Origin of the sequence: Klebsiella sp. BIGb0132 (assembly GCF_024810075.1) — a bacterium.
Taxonomy (GTDB): domain Bacteria; phylum Pseudomonadota; class Gammaproteobacteria; order Enterobacterales; family Enterobacteriaceae; genus Klebsiella; species Klebsiella terrigena.
In genome coordinates this window covers 136,673-155,275 of the sequence record NZ_JANUDW010000008.1, presented here as the reverse complement: position 1 = coordinate 155,275, position 18,603 = coordinate 136,673, and the positions used below count along the sequence as shown (strand labels likewise).

General features: G+C 58.0%; 21 protein-coding genes. 8 read left to right on the top strand and 13 right to left on the bottom strand.

The window, feature by feature from the left end; translation table 11 throughout:
• Positions 1 to 36 precede the first annotated feature (36 nt).
• Positions 37 to 678: a bifunctional 4-hydroxy-2-oxoglutarate aldolase/2-dehydro-3-deoxy-phosphogluconate aldolase gene (locus M2416_RS20445; protein ID WP_041146225.1), complete on the top strand. Its 642-nt coding sequence runs from the start codon at positions 37 to 39 to the stop codon at positions 676 to 678.
• A gap of 51 nt (positions 679 to 729) precedes the next feature.
• On the opposite strand, the gene purT is transcribed toward M2416_RS20445, so the two are convergent.
• Entirely contained in the window at positions 730 to 1,908 is a 1,179-nt protein-coding gene (gene purT / locus M2416_RS20440; protein ID WP_123551612.1) for a formate-dependent phosphoribosylglycinamide formyltransferase, read from the bottom strand.
• A 138-nt stretch (positions 1,909 to 2,046) separates the two neighbouring features.
• On the opposite strand from purT, the gene M2416_RS20435 reads away from it, so the two are divergent.
• The 3 genes from M2416_RS20435 (at position 2,047) to ptrB (ending at position 5,526) form a co-directional block, all read left to right on the top strand.
• Positions 2,047 to 2,436: a YebG family protein gene (locus M2416_RS20435; RefSeq protein ID WP_259226436.1), complete on the top strand. Its 390-nt coding sequence runs from the start codon at positions 2,047 to 2,049 to the stop codon at positions 2,434 to 2,436.
• A gap of 96 nt (positions 2,437 to 2,532) precedes the next feature.
• A complete protein-coding gene (locus M2416_RS20430; protein WP_259226435.1) occupies positions 2,533 to 3,198 on the top strand; it encodes a tellurite resistance TerB family protein in 666 nt (221 codons plus the stop codon).
• Between the two features lie 267 nt (positions 3,199 to 3,465).
• Positions 3,466 to 5,526, top strand: a complete 2,061-nt coding sequence (gene ptrB / locus M2416_RS20425) for an oligopeptidase B (protein ID WP_259226434.1) — start codon at positions 3,466 to 3,468, stop codon at positions 5,524 to 5,526.
• A 9-nt stretch (positions 5,527 to 5,535) separates the two neighbouring features.
• Here ptrB and exoX read toward each other — a convergent pair whose 3' ends face one another.
• Positions 5,536 to 6,195: an exodeoxyribonuclease X gene (gene exoX, locus M2416_RS20420; RefSeq protein WP_259226433.1), complete on the bottom strand. Its 660-nt coding sequence runs from the start codon at positions 6,193 to 6,195 to the stop codon at positions 5,536 to 5,538.
• A 78-nt stretch (positions 6,196 to 6,273) separates the two neighbouring features.
• The gene (locus tag M2416_RS20415; protein ID WP_041146219.1) at positions 6,274 to 6,504 is read right to left on the bottom strand and encodes a DNA polymerase III subunit theta; all 231 of its coding nucleotides are present in this window, start codon (positions 6,502 to 6,504) and stop codon (positions 6,274 to 6,276) included.
• 125 nt (positions 6,505 to 6,629) lie between these two features.
• Between M2416_RS20415 and yobA the strand changes: the two genes are divergently transcribed.
• From yobA to M2416_RS20400, 3 genes are read left to right on the top strand one after another with little or no spacing between them, the layout of a single operon-like run.
• Positions 6,630 to 7,004 carry a CopC domain-containing protein YobA gene (yobA, locus tag M2416_RS20410; protein ID WP_259226432.1) on the top strand — a complete coding sequence of 125 codons (375 nt, stop codon included), beginning with the start codon at positions 6,630 to 6,632 and terminating at the stop codon, positions 7,002 to 7,004.
• 3 nt (positions 7,005 to 7,007) lie between these two features.
• Entirely contained in the window at positions 7,008 to 7,877 is an 870-nt protein-coding gene (gene copD, locus M2416_RS20405) for a copper homeostasis membrane protein CopD (RefSeq protein WP_076947338.1), read from the top strand.
• A 16-nt stretch (positions 7,878 to 7,893) separates the two neighbouring features.
• A complete protein-coding gene (locus M2416_RS20400; protein WP_041146216.1) occupies positions 7,894 to 8,232 on the top strand; it encodes a YebY family protein in 339 nt (112 codons plus the stop codon).
• 391 nt (positions 8,233 to 8,623) lie between these two features.
• Here M2416_RS20400 and M2416_RS20395 read toward each other — a convergent pair whose 3' ends face one another.
• The 7 genes from M2416_RS20395 to M2416_RS20365 all read right to left on the bottom strand — a co-directional run bounded on the left by M2416_RS20395 (position 8,624) and on the right by M2416_RS20365 (position 15,629).
• Positions 8,624 to 9,577 carry a Csu type fimbrial protein gene (locus M2416_RS20395; RefSeq protein ID WP_254846105.1) on the bottom strand — a complete coding sequence of 318 codons (954 nt, stop codon included), beginning with the start codon at positions 9,575 to 9,577 and terminating at the stop codon, positions 8,624 to 8,626.
• Between the two features lie 14 nt (positions 9,578 to 9,591).
• Positions 9,592 to 11,919: a fimbria/pilus outer membrane usher protein gene (locus M2416_RS20390; RefSeq protein ID WP_259226489.1), complete on the bottom strand. Its 2,328-nt coding sequence runs from the start codon at positions 11,917 to 11,919 to the stop codon at positions 9,592 to 9,594.
• A 2-nt stretch (positions 11,920 to 11,921) separates the two neighbouring features.
• Positions 11,922 to 12,686, bottom strand: a complete 765-nt coding sequence (locus tag M2416_RS20385; protein ID WP_259226431.1) for a fimbrial biogenesis chaperone — start codon at positions 12,684 to 12,686, stop codon at positions 11,922 to 11,924.
• 18 nt (positions 12,687 to 12,704) lie between these two features.
• On the bottom strand, positions 12,705 to 13,223 hold the full coding sequence (locus M2416_RS20380; protein WP_259226430.1) for a Csu type fimbrial protein: 519 nt from the start codon (positions 13,221 to 13,223) through the stop codon (positions 12,705 to 12,707).
• 21 nt (positions 13,224 to 13,244) lie between these two features.
• Positions 13,245 to 13,820, bottom strand: a complete 576-nt coding sequence (locus tag M2416_RS20375) for a Csu type fimbrial protein (protein WP_076947341.1) — start codon at positions 13,818 to 13,820, stop codon at positions 13,245 to 13,247.
• 600 nt (positions 13,821 to 14,420) lie between these two features.
• Positions 14,421 to 14,564, bottom strand: coding sequence for an Ecr family regulatory small membrane protein (locus M2416_RS20370; RefSeq protein ID WP_148070661.1), 144 nt, complete (start codon positions 14,562 to 14,564; stop codon positions 14,421 to 14,423).
• Positions 14,565 to 14,669: 105 nt separating this feature from the next.
• Complete coding sequence (locus M2416_RS20365) at positions 14,670 to 15,629, bottom strand: VirK/YbjX family protein (RefSeq protein ID WP_259226429.1); 960 nt, start codon at positions 15,627 to 15,629, stop codon at positions 14,670 to 14,672.
• A gap of 163 nt (positions 15,630 to 15,792) precedes the next feature.
• Between M2416_RS20365 and pphA the strand changes: the two genes are divergently transcribed.
• Positions 15,793 to 16,446, top strand: coding sequence for a protein-serine/threonine phosphatase (pphA, locus tag M2416_RS20360; RefSeq protein ID WP_076947343.1), 654 nt, complete (start codon positions 15,793 to 15,795; stop codon positions 16,444 to 16,446).
• On the opposite strand, the gene M2416_RS20355 is transcribed toward pphA, so the two are convergent.
• The 3 genes from M2416_RS20355 to rsmF all read right to left on the bottom strand — a co-directional run bounded on the left by M2416_RS20355 (position 16,443) and on the right by rsmF (position 18,520).
• Entirely contained in the window at positions 16,443 to 16,634 is a 192-nt protein-coding gene (locus M2416_RS20355; protein ID WP_076947344.1) for a YdfD/YebW family protein, read from the bottom strand. The two genes, pphA and M2416_RS20355, sit on opposite strands and share 4 nt — an antisense overlap.
• 97 nt (positions 16,635 to 16,731) lie before the next feature.
• Positions 16,732 to 16,971: a YebV family protein gene (locus tag M2416_RS20350; protein WP_041146212.1), complete on the bottom strand. Its 240-nt coding sequence runs from the start codon at positions 16,969 to 16,971 to the stop codon at positions 16,732 to 16,734.
• Between the two features lie 115 nt (positions 16,972 to 17,086).
• Positions 17,087 to 18,520 (bottom strand): 16S rRNA (cytosine(1407)-C(5))-methyltransferase RsmF, encoded by a 1,434-nt coding sequence (gene rsmF / locus M2416_RS20345; RefSeq protein ID WP_259226428.1) that lies wholly within the window; start codon positions 18,518 to 18,520, stop codon positions 17,087 to 17,089.
• Positions 18,521 to 18,603: the final 83 nt, after the last annotated feature.

Genomic DNA, 18,603 nt, shown 5'->3' with positions numbered 1-18,603 from the left:
CATACATTTTGTAGATCTGGCGAGAGAGAAACTCTGATGAAAAACTGGAAAACAACTGCAGAAGCAATCCTCACCTCCGGCCCGGTTGTCCCGGTGATCGTGGTGAAAAAGCTGGAACACGCCGTGCCGATGGCAAAAGCGCTGGTTGCAGGCGGCGTACGCGTACTGGAAGTGACCCTGCGCACCGAATGCGCGCTGGATGCCATCCGCGCTATCGCTAAAGAAGTCCCGGACGCGATTGTCGGCGCCGGTACCGTAACTAACGCGGCACAGCTGAAAGAAGTGACCGAGGCGGGAGCGCAGTTTGCGATCAGCCCGGGCCTGACCGATTCTCTGCTCAAGGCGGCAACTGAAGAGGGGACGATTCCACTGATCCCGGGTATCAGCACCGTATCCGAGCTGATGCTGGGCATGCAGTACGGCCTGAAAGAGTTTAAATTCTTCCCGGCTGAAGCCAACGGCGGCGTGAAGGCGCTGCAGGCGATTGGCGGTCCGTTCGCCCACATTCGTTTCTGCCCGACCGGCGGGATCTCTCCGGCTAACTACCGCGACTACCTGGCGCTGAACAGCGTTCTGTGTATCGGCGGTTCATGGCTGGTACCGGCGGATGCGCTGGAAGCAGGCGATTACGACCGCATCACCACTCTGGCTCGTGAAGCGGTAGAAGGCGCGAAGTAATTTCCGCGCCTCAGTTTCTGACCCGGTAAGCGGCAACGCTACCGGGTTTTTTTATCCCTCAACCACCACCGCTGACGCCGCGGCTTTGGCGCGCGCCACCGCCTCATCCACGCTCTCCGCCACCGCCAGCGTGACGCCCAGGCGACGGGAGCCGTCAATTTCCGGCTTACCGAACAGGCGCACCTGCAGGCCCGCGCCGACCGCGGCCTGCAGGTTGCCGAAGGTGACGTCGCGGCTGGTGAGCTGCGGCAGGATCACCGCCGAAGCCGCCGGGCCATACTGGCGAATCGCCCCTACCGGCAGGCCGAGGAAGGCGCGGACGTGGAGGGCGAACTCCGACAGATCCTGCGAAATGAGCGTGACCATTCCGGTATCGTGCGGACGCGGCGAGACTTCGCTAAAAATCACCTCATCACCGCACACGAACAGCTCGACGCCGAACAGGCCGTAGCCGCCGAGCGCCAGCACCACGTTGCGGGCAATCTCCTGCGCGCGCGCCAGCGCCAGCTCGCTCATCTGCTGGGGTTGCCAGGATTCGCGGTAGTCGCCGTCTTCCTGACGGTGGCCGACCGGGGCGCAGAAGTGCACGCCGTCGACCGCGCTGACGGTGAGCAGGGTGATTTCAAAATCGAAGTTCACTACGCCCTCGACAATAACGCGACCGGCGCCGGCGCGGCCGCCCTGCTGGGCGTACTGCCACGCTTCGGCCAGCTGTTCGTGACGGCGGATAAAGCTTTGTCCTTTGCCGGAAGAGCTCATCACCGGCTTGACGATACACGGCAGGCCAATTTCGCTCACCGCGTCGTTAAAGGCGGCTTCACTGTCGGCAAAACGATAGGATGAGGTTGGGAGCTGCAGCTCTTCAGCGGCCAGGCGGCGAATGCCTTCGCGGTTCATGGTTAGCTTTGCGGCCCGCGCGGTGGGAACGACTTTTTGCCCACACTGCTCCAGTTCGACCAGCGTATCGGTGGCGATGGCTTCAATTTCCGGCACGATAAAGTCGGGTTTTTCTTGTTCAATTAGGGCGCGCAGGGCATCGCCGTGCAGCATGTTAACGACATGCGAACGGTGCGCAACCTGCATGGCCGGCGCGTCAGGGTAGCGATCGACGGCGATGGTCTCAATGCCCAGACGTTGACACTCGATGGCGACTTCCTTACCCAGCTCGCCGGAACCTAACAGCATAACTCGCGTCGCCGCAGGGCGCAGCGCTGTGCCTAATACAGTCATGACTCTCTTCCGCAGTAAAAAAACATGCGCCGCAGTATAAACGAAAACGTTTGCGTCTGTCTTTATGCGCGTGAGTTGAGTCCTGGCCCTAAATTTGCTATACTGTATATAAACACAGTATAAAGAAGGGGCTGCACAATGGCGGTTGAAATCAAATATGTGGTGATTCGCGAAGGTGAGGAAAAAATGTCTTTTACCAGCAAAAAAGAGGCCGATGCTTACGACAAAATGCTCGATCTTGCCGAGGTCCTTAACGACTGGCTGGTAGACTGCCCGCTAACGCTTGATGAAGCCCAGCGTGACGAAATGGCTATGTGGCTGGCAGAGCGTAAAGACACCTTACATCACATTATGAAGTCCGGAAAACTCCCCGAAGCGGAGGAGCAAGCCGCCGGGCAGGGGGATGACGAAGAGCAGGCGTCGTCTGACGCCAGCGATGGCGCCATCAGCGCCAGCGCGGACGACGGCATAGACGACGGCGCGGCGGAAAAAGCGGTGGCCAAACCGCGTAAGGTGAAAGAGGCCTGAGCCACCCGGAATTTGCGCATCTTTAGCCATGGATAACATTTCCTGACATCTCGTCGTTTAGGCTGATGACAACGCCTATTGTGCAACGAGGAAATCATGGCTAACTGGCTTAATCAACTTCAGTCTCTGCTGGGTCAGCAGGGTCAATCTTCTTCATCTGACGATCGCTCTGGCGGTAAAAATCTGCTGCTGCCCGGCGCGCTGGGCGGCCTGGCGGGGCTGCTGGTCGCCAGTAAATCGTCGCGTAAGCTGCTGGCGAAATACGGCACCAGCGCGCTGCTGGTTGGCGGCGGCGCGGTGGCAGGAAGCGTGCTGTGGAACAAGTATCAGCAGAAGATGCGCGCCGCTTCGCCACAGCCGCAGCCGGCCGGGCAGGTTCCGGCTGCACCTGAGCCTGATGCCCGCAGCGAGCGGCTGATTCAGGCGCTGGTTTTTGCGGCCAAAAGCGACGGGCATATTGATGAAAACGAGCGGGCGAGCATCGAAGAGCAGCTGCGCGCGGCCAATATCGACGTGCAGGGACGGGTGCTTATCGATCGCGCGCTCACCCAGCCCCTCGATCCGCAGCGGCTGGCGCAGGGCATCAGCAGCGAGCAGGACGCGCTGGAGGTCTACTATCTGAGCTGCGCGGTGATTGATATCGACCACTTTATGGAGCGCAGCTACCTCAACGCGCTGGGCGACGCGCTGAAGATCCCTGCGGAGGTGCGCGCTGAGATCGAACAGGATATTCAGGCACAAAAGCAGGCTCTTTCCTCTTAAATCATCACGTTCCGCTTGCATCGCCGGCGACTTTTGCCACCCTTTATATACCAGTCATCTCTTAGCCTGACCTCGCGCAGGCCGGAGATGACCCTCTCTCCGGCGTTATCTCACCCGCGGTTGCCCCGCGGCCGGGCGTCACAGCGCCGTGGCCGTTTTCAACCCTTCGGACAGAGCGATTGATGCCGGGAAGATTTCTTGTCTTGCCGTCCGGACGCGCGTCGATTAACGTTGTGCGCATAAATTAAGCCGAAGAAGAACAAAGAGATGCTACCAAAAGCGAAACGGATCCCCCACGCTATGGCCTTACATGGCGATACGCGTATTGATAACTACTTCTGGCTACGTGATGACGAGCGCGCGCAGCCGGCGGTTCTGGAGTATCTGCGCGAGGAGAATGCCTACGGCAAAGCGGTGATGGAGACCCAGCGCAGCCTGCAGGACCGGGTGCTGAAGGAGATCATCGATCGCATCCCCCAGCGCGAAGTCTCCGCGCCTTACAGTAAAAATGGCTATCGCTATCGTCAGGTCTATGAGCCGGGCTGCGAATACGCCATTTACCAGCGCCAGTCGGTGTTGAAAGAGGAGTGGGACCCGTGGGATCTGCTGCTAGATAGCAATCAGCGAGCGGCGAAAAGCGAGTTCTACACTCTCGGCGGGCTGGGGATCTCCCCGGACAACGCGCTGATGGCGCTGGCGGAAGATTACCTCTCCCGGCGGCAGTACAGCCTGCGTTTGTGCAACCTCTCCGACGGCAGCTGGTATCCCGAAGTGCTGGAGAACGTCTCCCCGGAATTCGCCTGGAGCAACGATTCATGCACGCTGTGGTACGTCCGTAAACACCCCACTACGCTGCTGCCGTATCAGGTCTGGCGACATACCGTCGGCACCCCGACGGATGCGGACGTGCTGGTGTACGAAGAGCAGGATGAAACCTTTTACGTCAGCGTGCACAAGACCACCTCGCAGCAGTTCGTGGTTATCTACCTTGCCAGCGCGACCACCAGCGAAGTGCGGCTGCTGAATGCTGAAATGCCCGACGCCGAGCCGGTGTGCTTTCTGCCGCGGCGCAAAGATCATGAATACAGCCTCGATCACTATCAGCACGCTTTCTACCTGCGCTCAAATCGTGAAGGCAAAAACTTTGGCCTCTACCTCACGCATCAGCGCGACGAGCCGCAGTGGCAGGCTCTGATCCCGCCGCGCGATGACGTGATGCTGGAAGGCTTTACGCTGTTTACCGACTGGCTGGTGGTGGAGGAGCGTCAGCACGGGCTTACCAGCCTGCGGCAGATCAACCGCAAGACCCGGGAAGCGGTGGGGATTGCCTTCGATGACCCGGCCTACGTCACCTGGCTTGCCTATAATCCGGAGCCGGAAACCGCGCGCTTACGCTACGGCTACTCCTCGATGACCACGCCTGATACGCTGTTTGAGCTGGATATGGATACCGGTGAACGCCGCGTTCTCAAGCAGCAGGAGGTCAAAGGTTTCGATGCCAGCCATTACCGCAGCGAGCATCTGTGGATTCAGGCCCGTGACGGCGTGGAGGTTCCGGTCTCGCTGGTCTACCGACACGAATATTTCCGCCACGGCGCCAGCCCGCTGCTGGTCTACGCTTACGGGTCCTACGGCGCCAGCGAGGATGCGGATTTCAGCGCCAGTCGCCTGAGCCTGCTCGACCGCGGCTTCGTTTTCGCCATCGCCCACGTGCGCGGCGGCGGCGAGCTGGGGCAGCAGTGGTACGAAGACGGCAAGTTTCTTTGTAAGAACAATACCTTCAACGATTACCTCGACGTCTGCGATGCGCTGCTCAAGCAGGGCTACGGCGACCCGCAGCTGTGCTACGGTATGGGCGGCAGCGCCGGCGGGATGCTAATGGGCGTGGCTATCAACCAGCGCCCGGAGCTGTTTCACGGCGTGGTGGCGCAGGTCCCCTTTGTTGACGTGCTCACCACCATGCTCGACGAGTCCATTCCGCTAACGACCGGGGAGTTTGAAGAGTGGGGCAACCCGCAGGATGAGACCTATTATCGCTATATGAAGGGCTACAGCCCCTACGATAACGTAACGGCTCAGGCCTATCCGCATATGCTGGTGACCACCGGGCTACACGACTCCCAGGTACAGTACTGGGAACCGGCAAAATGGGTCGCGAAGCTGCGTGAGCTGAAGACGAACGATAACCTGCTGCTGCTGTGTACCGATATGGACTCAGGGCACGGCGGGAAATCAGGGCGTTTTAAAAGCTATGAGGGCGTGGCTCTCGAGTACGCGTTTCTGATAGGCCTGGCGCAGGGCACGCTGCCAGGCCAGGCCGACGTCTAAGTCGGGCGCTTAGTCCCCGAGATAGTGCTTGAGGGTTAAGCGCAGCTCGGGGCTCATCCGATCCAGGTTGTTGAACAGCCAGCGAAGATAGCCCGGATCGTTTTCCGCCACTTCCGCCACCGGCTTGCCGCGATACTTACCAAAGGTAAAGGTGGTCAACAGCGCCGGACGGCCGGTGATGGTCGCCATATCGTCAGGCGACCAGCCGGAGACGTTGATAATATCAAGCAGCAGCGCGGCGGTGATATAGCAGTCATACAGCGCGCGGTGGTGGTGCAGGCCGGCGGGCGTGGCGACGTTCAGCTTGCGCGACTTATAAAGCCCCATGTTGCTGTATTTAATCCCCGGCCACAGGCGGCGCGCCAGCTTCATGGTGCAAATCCAGTCGCCGTGCATCTCCGGCAACACCCGCCGGTCAAAGCTGGCGTTGTGGGCGACGTACCACGGGCTGCCCAAATAGTGCGGGACAATCTCTTCAATCCACGGCTGGCCGGCGACCATCTCTTCGGTGATGTGATGAATGGCCATCGCCTGCGGGCTGATAGGGCGATCGGGGCGGACCAGATGGCTCATCGGATTGGTTATCTGGCCATCGACAATATCGACAGAGGCGATCTCTACGATGCCGCCCTGCAGTCCGCAGGTTTCTGTATCGATTACGCGTAGCATAGCGCGCTCCTGGTCAAAGGGGCCAGCGTAATAGAATGTGCCGGTCTTGCCAACCCGGGTCTCCACAGGGGGGCTGAATTATTTTGTTTTGGGTTCATAGGGCAGGCGTGAGAGTGATACGGATGCCAGTCGATGGGCGATCAGGCGTTCGCGGAACCAGTCCCGGAGATGAGCAGGCTGCTCTCTTTCGACCAAATCGGCGACCACCGGCATATTATAACGTTCTTTAAAGGCGACGCCGGCCGCCGCAAGATCGACGTTGACCTTGTCCATCTCGTCCTGCGAGATTTTTGCCAGATTATTTTCCATTGGTTTCTCCTGGATGATACCTAAAGCTTGCCGAGCGTGACCTAAGACTGATACGCATGGCTCGACTACGCCATTATACAGGGTTATTCTCTGTGCTACATACATAACGAAAAGGAATGACGATTATGCGTATTCTCGCCGCAAGCGCGCTGCGCGCAGCCGCTCTTCTCGCCGGTTTCCTGGCCAGCGCCGGCGCTTTCGCCCACGCGCACCTGCAGCAGCAAACTCCCGCCGCGGATTCGACGGTGAACGCCTCGCCGCAGGCGCTAACGCTGAGCTTTTCCGAGGGTATCGAAACCCGCTTCAGCGGCGTGACGCTTAGCGGCCCTCAGCACAACGCGGTGGCGACCGGCAAGCTGGCGCTTAGCGATGATAATAAAGCGCAGCTGGTGGTCCCGCTGGCGCAGCCCTTATCGCCGGGAGACTATACCGTTGACTGGCACGTGGTCTCCGTTGACGGTCATAAGACCAAAGGGCAGTACCACTTTACCGTTAAATAAACGATGCTCGCGTCACTCTATATCATCCTACGGTTTGTCCACTTCGGCTCGCTGATGGTGGCTTTCGGCTGCGTGCTGTACGGCGCGTGGTGGGCGCCATCGACGCTGCGTCGCCTGCTAATGCAGCGATTTTATCCGCTGCTGCGCCATCTGCTGTTGATCAGCGCGCTTTCAGCGCTGCTGATGCTAATGGCGCAGGGCGGCCTGATGGGCGAGGGCTGGCCCGATGTCTGGCAGCCCGCTATCTGGCAGGCCGTCGCCGGCACGCGGTTTGGCAGCGTCTGGGTGTGGCAAATTCTGCTGGCCTGGGTCACGCTTATCGTCGTCTGGCTTAAGCCGCACCATTCGGCGCGACTGCTGCTGGTGCTGCTTTGCGCGCAGCTGCTTTTACTGGCGGGCGTGGGTCATGCGGCGATGAGCGAAGGCGGGCTGGGGGCGCTGCAGCGCGCCAATCATGCCGTGCATCTGTTCTGCGTCGCCGGCTGGTTTGGCGGGCTGCTGCCGTTTATCTACTGCCTGCGTTTGCTGCAGGGGCGCTGGCGGCAGGCGGCGATTAGCGCCATGATGCGCTTTTCGCGCTACGGGCATCTGGCGGTGGCCGGCACTATTGCCAGCGGCATGGTGAATACGCTGCTGATTCAGGGCGGATTTTTCAGCGATTCGCCGTGGGGCCGAATGCTGTTGATCAAATGTGCTCTGGTCGCGGGGATGGTGGCAATCGCGCTGGTGAACCGGTATGTTCTGGTACCTCGAATGTCGCTGAACGACGCGCGGGCAGAGCGGCTCATTTTGCGTACCACGCAGGTGGAGATGGCGCTGGGGGCGCTGGCGCTGCTGGCCGTCAGCCTGTTTGCGACCTGGGAACCTTATTGAATTAACTGGTTAAATCATGAAAAAAATTGTTCTGACACTGATGTTACTGGCAAGCTCCGGCGCCGCGCTTGCGGCCCCGCAGGTTATCACCGTTAGCCGCTTTGAAGTCGGTAAGGATAGCTGGGCATTTAACCGTGAAGAGGTGATGCTGACCTGTCGTCCGGGAAATGCGCTGTTCGCCATCAATCCCAGCACGCTGGTACAGTATCCGTTAAATGATATTGCTATTGAGCAGGTTAAGGCCGGTAAAACCAGCGGTCAGCCGATTTCTGTGATCCAGGTCGATGACCCTCAGCATCCGGGGCAAAAAATGAGCCTGGCACCCTTTATCGAGCGAGCGCAAAAACTTTGCTGATCTTTAGAACTATCTGACTGTATTAAAATGAAAAAACCGCCGTTTCCCTGCGACAGGAACGGCGGTTTTTTTATGCGTTTCCGCGATTTTACCGGGAATTATTGGCCCACTTTTGTTGCGGACTGGAAAACCTGACGCGGTAAACTATTCTTATAAGGCAAGGCGACTTAGCCTGCATTAATGCCAACTTTTAGCGCACGGCTCTCTCCCAAGAGCCATTTCCCTGGACCGAATACAGGAATCGTGTTCGGTCTCTTTTTATCTATATCTTTCAAAGTATTATCTAGCAAGGCCCGAGACGATCCCTCATTTCCCGACGCGACCTTTTCCCCTTATACCACAACAAAAAACGCATTCACATTTCCTTTACAGAAAAACGCGGCGTTGGCGTTCACCAGGAGACGGTCACGGTGACGGTATCGCTGTAGGTCCCGGCCGGCTTGCTGGTTTGAGCCGGGTTTATTTTTAGGGTGTAGTTTACGTCCTGAGATACGCCGGTGCCGCTAACGCTAAGGTTATTGGTCTGAGTCCACGCGCTGCCGGAAGGCTGGTAAAACTGATACTGCAGCCCGTAGCTGGTCTGGTTAATCGTTGCCATCAGCTGGCGCCAGCCGTCGCTGACGGGATTGGCGCTGGTGAGGTTAACGGTATAGGCGGCGTTCTTCGTACAGCGTACGGAGAATTTGCCGCTCAGGTTGGCAAAGCTGGAGGGAAGGGAGGCGGGCGCAAAAGCCACGTCCGGCGCGCTGTCGAGGAAGCAGTAGTTGGTCACCTTCAGCGTCACGTTAAGTACCACCTGCTGATGGCCGGTGGCGTAGTTGCACGAAATGATGCCGGATACACAAATCCTGTAATCCCACAAGATGTTGATATTGTCGGTATAGGTTCCCGCGGGCACATTGAGCCCGGTGGGGATTTTCAGAAAAATGGGCAGCGAACCATCGCTGGCGTTGAACAACCCCAGCAGCCCGATAAGCGAGGTGATACTCCAGGTTTTGGTATAGCCGATGGGGTAAATCTCGGAGCAGGTGTTATCTGGGCAGAGGGTGTAGGGCACAAAATCGGTGCCGCTGGCGCTCATCATCTGCGGAACAGAGCCATTTGGGTGATCCGATGAGACGATTTTAGCGCTAATGGTATTGGTGCTAAGCAGCGACAGCGCGCTGCCGGAACAGGCAAATCCGGATGCCGACTTTACCGTCTGCGAGGTAGTCGCAAGGGTAAAGGAGTCTACTGAACCAAAGCTTGCCGCGCTGGTGAGCTGAAATGAACAGCTGATATCCGCCCGGGCATGCGGGCTTAATAAAAACAGCAGGGTGCATAAAATAAGGATGCGTTTCAACATCGTCTCCGGGTTGTTCATTTGCAGCTTATCGGCCCCACCCGCTGCGGGACCGGCGTCTGTTCAGGTAGTTTGAAGTGCACAACGCACTCCCCGTTGCCGGCGCTGACGACCAGCTTATTCTCCCGATTCAGGTGTGAAAGCCAGACGATCCCGTCGTATCCCACCACGCTGGCCTGACGGCTGGTGGTTTCCTCAACCGGGGTGCCGAGCGCTAAAGGCTGGCCTGCGCCATCGACAAGGACGATCGTTGCCGAGCGAACCCGACGAACCGGGAACTCCACCAGCGCGCCGCTGGCCTCACGCACGGCGATACGCTGTTCGACCAGCGCGACTTCGGTATCCGTCGGCAGGGGCAGGGTGTCCAGCGTCACTTTGCCCGGGTACCACGCCGTGGCCCATGGAATAAGCAGGTGACCACTCTTATCGGTGGTGCCAACTTTGCGGTTTTCATAGTTCACCGCGACGTCAGGGTAGCCGCCGGTCGAGACGACGATAAACGCGTCGTTAATACGGCGGGCGAAAAACAGGCTGTTATCCATCACGATCGCCGAGCCCGCGGCCTCAAGCCAGCCGTGGCGATCGTCGCGCGAGCCGTAATAGCCGCCGCTCAGCGTTGCCCGACTATTTATCCACGTCACATCGGCCTGGCCGTAATCATCACCGCTGATCGAGTGGGCGATATTCCAGCCGACTCCGCCCTCAACGGGAGCGGAGCGGCTGTAGGCAACGTTTTGCCCCCACTCGCCGGAGCTGGAGCGCTGGCCGCTGGTTTGCACGGTACCCAGGGCGTCAAAGGGAACAATAAGCTGCAGCATGCTGGAGTAGGTGTTGGCCTGCAGATCCCGGTTAACGCTGATATTCATGCTGCTGTTTTTCCACAGGCTGCGGCTCCATGACAGGTTCATCAGGCGCGTGCGGCTGCTATCCTGCGCCTGAATATCGAAGTAGCCGAGGCTGAACGAGCCCAGTAACCGACCCCACGGGCTTAAGCTCAGCGTCGCCTGATCCGACTGGCGGCTGAGGGTGGCGGTTGAGCGATAGCTGCTGAGGTTGTCGAAGCTAGCGCTGCGCTGAATATGCTGATAGTTGATCCCCCAGCCGCTGCTGTAGTAGGAGTAGCCCGAGGTAAACTGGTTACCTTTGCCTTCGCCCTGGCTGGCGCTGGCGGAGAGGCTCAGCGTCCCAAACGTCCCGACGCTAACATCGCTGCCGACGCCCGCGTTGGTTAACCCCTCTCGATCTTCGGTATGCGTTGATAGCGTCAGCCAGTTGCTCACGCCGTAACGATATATGGCGCTGACGGCGCCCGCGCCATAGTCGGCATTCTTGATCCCGTAGTTATTGCGCAGCGCGCCGATGGAGAAGTCAAAATCGCTGAGGCCTTTGCGCAGCAGGGTGTTAGAGACGTAAAAGGGGATGCTGGTTGTAACCTGGCGACCCAGCGCATCGGTGGTCACCACCGTGGCTTCACCCGCCCCGCTGATGTAGGGCACATTCGTCAGGGTATAGGGTCCACCGTTAATTTGGCTGGAGCTCGTCTTATAGCCGTTGATAAAGAGATCGACGCTCGATGGGACCTCCGCGCTGCCGGAAAGGTTGAGCAGCGGGTAGGTGACCAGGTCCGGGCGAACGCTGAAGTTACGGCTAAAGCGCAGACCGCCAAGGCGGACGGAGCTACTCCAGGTTAACGCGTCGCTGACCACGTCCCCGGCCTGGTAGCTCAGCATGCGCTCGGTATCGCTATATTTCCACAGCGAGTCGTAGCGGATATAGCCCTGCTGTTCGTCGTCTCCTGAAGTCCAGTTCTGCCGTATCACGGCGAAGTTGGAAAAGGTGCCTGCGGCGCCAAAAAAGCGCATTTCCGTCGACGTGCTGGTGGTTTTGCTGCCGTCGGAGGCGGCGAGGCTATAGGAGTCATAGTTGAAGAGCAGCCCAGGGGTGCTGAGCGGCGGGTAGTAATTCTGCCCGGTCGTATTATCAATGCGCTGTTCCGGTAGCCAGCTCTCGGGAACCTTGAGCCTGAGCATCTGACCGGCCCGATCGTACTCGACCTGTACCGAAGGAATAAGGGAAACGTCGACCAGCGCTTCGCCTTCCGCTAGCGGAATATGGGCCTGCCGCAGGACGGAGGCCGGGACCCAATAGCGATCGTCAATAACTTTTACCGGAACCGTGCCGGCCAGCGTGTTGCCGTTCACGGAGATGCCCAGATACAGCACATACTCCCGCTTCGGGCTAAAAGAAGCCATCGGCGCCGGTAAGCTATCGTAGGTTGCTGCCAGGCTGGCTGCCGATGTTAACGTCAGCAGCCCACCTGCTGCGGTCCATGCCAGAAGCCTCATAATCAACGGGATGCCGAAATCTCCACCGCCTGACTATTGTCGGTCAATCTGGCAAACAGGCGCAGGCCTGGCGATACCGCCGCTTTGTCTGTCAGCGGGAAGCAGACGCTGCGCTGGGCCAGAACGTAGCCGAGCAGCCCCTCCGCCTGGGTGACCTCCGCCTTACCGGCAGCTTTCGCCCAGTAGACGTTGCTTAGCCGCGCGTGCTGGTTGCCCGCATTCTTAATGCACAGCGCCCGGCGACCCTGCTGGCTGGAAAGCGTCCAGCTCAGGGTGGCCCTTACCGGCTCGACGGGGCTTTCGAGCTTCAGCGGCGCGAGGCCTTGCCCATAGGTAAATAGCGGCAGCACGTAGCGCATGCGCATTTTCAGCCCGGCGGAGCTTTTATCGGTTTGCACTGCCGGCTGTCTGGAGGGGACTTCATCTATCACAATACGATACGATTTTTCCCTGCCGGCAGAGACGGGAGCGATACGCATCAGGCGCACCAGCTGGCGCTGTCCAGGCTGTACGGTGGTGAAGGGCGGGCTGGCAACCACCTCGCTCTGATCGGCATAGACGTCGGAAGAGTCCTTCTGATCCCAGGCGAAAACCCGCAGCTGCAGGTTGACCGCCGCCGTACCGCGATTTTCCAGCCAAAGTTCGGATCCCTTTTCGCTGTCGCTGATGGTTTGATAAATGGGCCACACCAGAACGGAGCTGGCGGCGTGCGCGGTGGTGAAGAGAGAAGAGGTGAGCAAAAACAGGGCAACACTACTGCGAATCATATTTAACCTGCTAATTATCTAATATGTCAGTGTGACCGTGACTGTGTCGGTATACGAACCCTGCGCCGGGAAGCCATTCGTGGCAAAAAGGCGGCCATAAACCGTATAGGTTTGTGTGGTGTTCGGAAATGAGGCAACGCTGTATGCCAGGGCGTTCGTCCCCCAAACGCTGGAGCGGTTGATGTCCTGGAAGAGCTGATAGGCAAGGGTATTACCGCTGCCGTTTACCATGTAACGCTGCGTGGCTGAGCCGCCGTTGACGCCGTAGTCGAGCGCAATAGAGACGGCCATGCCCGGCGTGCAGGCCACGACGATAGAGCCAGCCCCTGCGGAGCTGGCAACATCGACGTTATTGTAAAGAGAAGACATCGACCCGAAGCTCAGCGTGCCGAAATCCGCTGCCGGCGCACCGCCGCCGCTGCCTAACAGGCAGCCGGTCGTAATTTGTGCCGAGACCTTAAAGTTCTTCTGGGCTACGTCAGCATAAGCGCCTGCGCTCATGAGTATTAATGCGACTAGCCACTGCGTTCGAAGCATGACGTCCGTTTCCTCGTGCCGCTACCAGGTCAGGGTGGCGATAACCATATCCTGATAGAGACCTGCAGACGGTGCCGTTACCCCACCCTGATCCGCTGGCAGAATGCGTGCAAAAATAGGGATTTCCTGTTCGCCCCCGGTCGCGTCTACCGTAAACGCGGTATCCATCAGGAGTGGATTCTGGCGCGCGCTATCGGAATAGAGGCGATAAGCGATTTTCGCCGTACCTGCATCATTTTCCATATAGCGCAGGGCGCCGGAACCGCCGTGTGCGCCGCCGTTGAGCGTCAGATTCGGGCTAATGCCGGAGCTGCATTTTATGGTGATAGCACTCGCACCACCGCTGCCTATCATACCGGCGTCGATGGCGTAGCTCAGATCGCTGTAGGAGCCAAAATCAATGGTGCCCCAGCTGTTGGTGCTGCCCGCGTTGGTACCGTTCGTTACCGTACAGCCTGAGCCGATGGTCAACTGCACTCCCACCTGACCGGTCAAGGTTCCGGTTTCTAACGGGTCCGCGGCAAGCGCCGAATGAGCCACAACCATAGCGCCGAATAAGCCACCTAATACGCTGCCTGTAATCGTTTTGACGTTCATGGTGAACCTCTTTTTAATTTGAAAGCCGCTGAGAGAAATCGAAGCACAACGAGAAGCCTTTCCGGTCGTTCAATAAGAGGTGTCCTATTTTTTTAACGTATAACCACTTCCTATGAATAAGTGTAATTTTATGTGAATGGCTTGTTTTTTGGTTTTTTGTGATTTTTTATTCTTTGATTTTTAATTAATTTGGTTTTATAGACTGGTTAATACGCTTCTTGTTGGTTTTTTGTTTTAATTGTTAACGTTTTGCGGCTGGCGAGAATTGTGAATATTTTTAAAAATCTGCATCTGGTGCAAAGTTCAGAACAAAAAATCTGGACAAAAGTGAGGTTACAGATAAGGGGATGTACGGCGAGGATCAATTCTAAGCGAATGATTCAACGAGGGAAGAGCGTATCCTCTTCGGCACAAACATCAGATACCTGTGGAGTCAGCGGAGCGATTTTTAGCGCGAGATAAATTGACCGGGTGAATTAATCGGCTTGTGGCGGAGTAAAATCGTCATAATTTGTCTTATTTATACGCCGTGATACCGTGAAAAAAATGAGGGCGTGAGAAAAAATGCGCAGATGGCGAGTGTAAATAAACAAAAGAAGATTATTCCGGTGCGACTAAAGAGGGATATAGCCGCGTCTCCAGATAACTGACGAGGGACCAGATTTCGCCGCTGAAAATAAACCACAGGGAAGCCGTCAAAATAATCAGGACGATAGCCAACAGCACTGCTTCTGCTTTACTCATAACTTCAATGGCTACCTGAACGGAAACGAAGAAGTGATGATAGTAACGAAACCGCAGGATAAGATGCAAACGCCGTTGCGAAAACGGCGTTTATTTATTGCCAAGCTACGCCTGCCGGGAGCCGGCGGTGAGGGCGATAACCTCGGCGTTCAGCTCGTCGAGCAGCTGGAAGCGGCGGCGATACTCGGCGCGCTTTTTGCTGGCAATCTCCTCCAGAGACTTGCGCTCAAGGCGCAGCGGTAAGCGCCAGCGCCACGCGCCCTCGGCTTCGCCCTCAATAGACTTCCAGAACTCGTCATAGCTGGCGTGGAAGTGGCGTCCTTTACTTAAGCGATAGCGTAATGCCATGAAAACGTGGCCATTATCGCTCACGCCATAAATTGCCTGAATATTGCTTTGCGCCGCCAGCGCCCAGATAAACTCCAGCAGCAGGCGCTTAGGAAACAGGCCGTAGCAGGCACGGGTAGCCTGTTTTATCACCTCGTGCGGGACGTTGCGGCGCGGTCCCTGCAGCCCGCCGATGGTCAGCTGCCACTGCTCCTGGTCGCGCACCACGCTAAACGTCGCGCTGGCCAGCAGCGTCTGGTTCCCGTCGCGCAGCCAAAGCGTGGTTTCGCCTTCGCGCTCGGCTTTCCCGGCAGAGGAGGCCGACAGCGTAAACCGGGCGTCATCTTTACCCTGCAGCGCCAGCAGCGGCATCTCCTGCACCGCGGTCATGGCGGCACCCAGCCGGCCGGCGGGTAAGGTATCGATATACTGATAGTGGCTGACGATCGCCGCGGCGCGCTGGCCGGCGTTGAGCCCGCGCCTCAGGTACTGACGATGAACTTTTCCCGGCAGCGTCACCTGAGCGGCGAGCAGCTGGCTGAAGTTGGGCCGCGCCGCGAGATTATCCAGCATGGTCCGGGTTGGCGTATAAAATAATGCGGTTCGCAGCAGGAACTTAAGCCGGTAATTACGCTTTTGCCAGATTGGTGCGGGAATAAATCTGCCCATCACCAGATCGGTAATTAGATTTGTCTGTGGCTGTAGTTCGTAGGCTGAATGCAGGCTATTGTCCGTCACGATGAATACCTCGGCGTTATTTAGACTCTATTTTAATGAGAGTCAGGCGCGAGATTAATGCCCTGGCGGACTATATTTCCGTTTCGTTTAAATTTTATTGAAGTGTGTTTCAGGGAGGAGAACAGGAGAAATATCTCGCTATAATTGTGGCAGGAGGATCAATATGTATCAGCATCTTGATGGTTCACTCTGGCGTAATATTTGGCTCGTCGGAGACCTGCACGGCTGCCTTGCGCTGCTGGCGGCGAAGCTGCGGCTGCTCAGGTTTGACCCGTACCAGGATCTGCTTATCTCCGTGGGAGATCTGATCGATCGCGGCCCGCAAAGCGCGGCAACGCTGGGCCTCCTCGATCGTCGCTGGTTTCGCGCGGTGCGGGGCAACCACGAGCAGATGGCGCTGGAGGCGCAGGAGAGCGGGAAGATGGCGCTGTGGATGCTCAACGGCGGGCGCTGGTATCAGGAGAGCTCGTCGGAGGCGCGGCGGCAGATGGCGCCGCTCTTTGCCTGCTGCCGTCGGCTGCCGTTGATTATTGAGCTCCGCGCCGGCTCGCAGACCCACGTTATTGCCCACGCGGATTATCCGGCGGCGTGCTATCGCTGGCAGCAGCCGGTGGATGCAACCCAAGTCCTGTGGAACCGTCAGCGCCTGACGGACCATCTGGCTGGACGACACGGGGCGATTGGTGGTGCCGATCATTTCTGGTTTGGCCATACGCCGCTCAGGCAGCGCTACGACAGCGATAACCAGCACTATATTGATACCGGGGCCGTCTTTGGCGGCGAGCTGACCCTCGTGCAGCTGCAGCAGGCAGGCTAGAAATCGCTGTATTCGCTGGCGGGGCGCCAGAAACCGTCGATAAAATCTTCTACCGGAAAGCAGCCGCCATGGCGGATCCGCTGATCGTCCAATGCGACCACACAGCGTCGTTCGTCGTCGTAAACATCCACGACAATGTCCTCGCAGCCGCCGTCCAGGTAACAAATGAACAAAACTAAGGCAAACATCCTGGCCACATGTTCAGGTTAACATGCTAATAAGTATAGGGGAGTTTAACGAGAATGGGGGTAAATAACCCGTCTCAGGCGACGGGTTCTTTTTGAGTCAGGCTACGCGCATGACCCAGGCGTCAGATTGTTGATCGTAGTGCTTACGGTAGAGAACGGAATGTCGGCCATCAAGAATAGCCGGAACGCTGGTGTCAGCATCCCAACCGTCGAGCTGCATACACAAATCCGGATCGGATTTGCAGGGAATGCTTAACGTTCGCTCCCCCTGCTGTTCGCCGTGCAGTTCGGCGTCGTCTATTTCAAACGCGCCGATGCGTATGTTTGTTTTACTCATAAATTCACCCCGTTTGTCTGCTGAATTGTGGTACGACCAGTTAAGGCCGCCATTTTTCAGCGTAGACAATGGGGCGCAAATAGCCAGTGAAAAAGTGCTGTTTTTTTGCGCTCAATCACACCTTGCCGGCAAATAGCTTCCCGTCACGCACCAGCTCACGGGGATAGCTGTTCTTCAGGCGTGAACCCACTTTTTTCGCCAGGCCGAGGGTTGCGCCCTGGTATGTGACGATCGCTTCGTCCTGCTGCGGCTGGGTTTGCGGGTAAATATCGCGGCCGCGATACCACTCTTCGGCCTCACTCTCCGTCAGCGCAAAAGGCGTCGCGGATGCGGCAAGGGCGATGACCGCCTCGTGCTGCCAGCGGAAGCCCTTGTTGTGCGTTTCCGCCAGCCGGATGCCAATTCGCGAAAAGCGGATCTTGCCAATAAACGCTTCCAGGGCCTGCGGGAATAGCCAGATTTCCTTATCGCGCTGCCAGAGGGTATGGCTCTCATCCCAGCGCAGACCAACGGCCGCCGCGGCGTCCGACACGGCGGCGCTTTCCCGGCGCTTCATCGGGATAAACGGAAACTTACCCACCTTGTAGCCCGGCGCCGGCAGCGGTTCAACGGCGGCGATTTTACGCAGACGGGCAACGAAGAAGCCCTCGCAGTCATAAATCTGCGGGAAGACGTGAAGAAAGCCCTCCGCCGTCAGGGCCTCGCTGGCCTGGGGGAAGAGCGAGTCGAGAGGCAACGTCTCCACCGCCTGCGGATAGCGGGCCAGCAGCCACTGCACCACGTCCTCATTTTCTTCGCGGTTCAGGGTGCAGGTTGAGTACACCAGCGTACCGCCCGGTTGCAGGGCGTGAAAGGCGCTATCGATAAGCTCGCGCTGGGTTGCCGCAATCTGCTGATTGCTTTCCGGGGACCAGTTTTTCAAGGCCTCGGGATCCTTGCGCACCACGCCTTCACCGGAGCAGGGGGCGTCGAGCAGGATCGCATCGAAGCTCTCCGGCAGCGCGGCGCCAAATACCCGGCCATCGAAATGCGTCAGCGCAACGTTGCTTATTCCGCAGCGGCTGATATTGGCATGCAGGACCTTGACCCGACTGGCGGAATATTCGTTGGCGAGGATCCCGCCTTTATTCCCCATCCTGGCGGCGATTTGCGTGGTTTTTGACCCCGGCGCGGCGGCGACATCCATCACCCGCTGCGGCATATCTCCATCGGCAAACAGGGCGGCCACCGGCAGCATTGAGCTGGCTTCCTGAATGTAGAAGAGTCCGCTGAGGTGCTCTGCGGTGCTGCCTAACGGCAGAGACTCCTCGTCCTCGCGCTCGATCCAAAATCCCTCTGCGCACCACGGCACCGGCGTAAGCTGCCAGCCGTAGGGGGCGACCAGCTGCAGAAAGTCGGCCACGCTGGTTTTCAGCGTGTTAACGCGGATGCTGCGGCGTAGCGGACGTTGGCAGGCGGCAATAAAATCATCGAAAGAGAGACGTGTCGGCATAACCGCACGCATTTGAGCGAGGAATTCGTCAGGAAAAAAGACAGCGTTTTGAGCCACTGGAGCGCACCACAAGAAAAAAGGGTGCGCAGTTTATCATAAACGCTCCGGCATCGGACACCGGAGCGTTAAGCCAGCGCGGA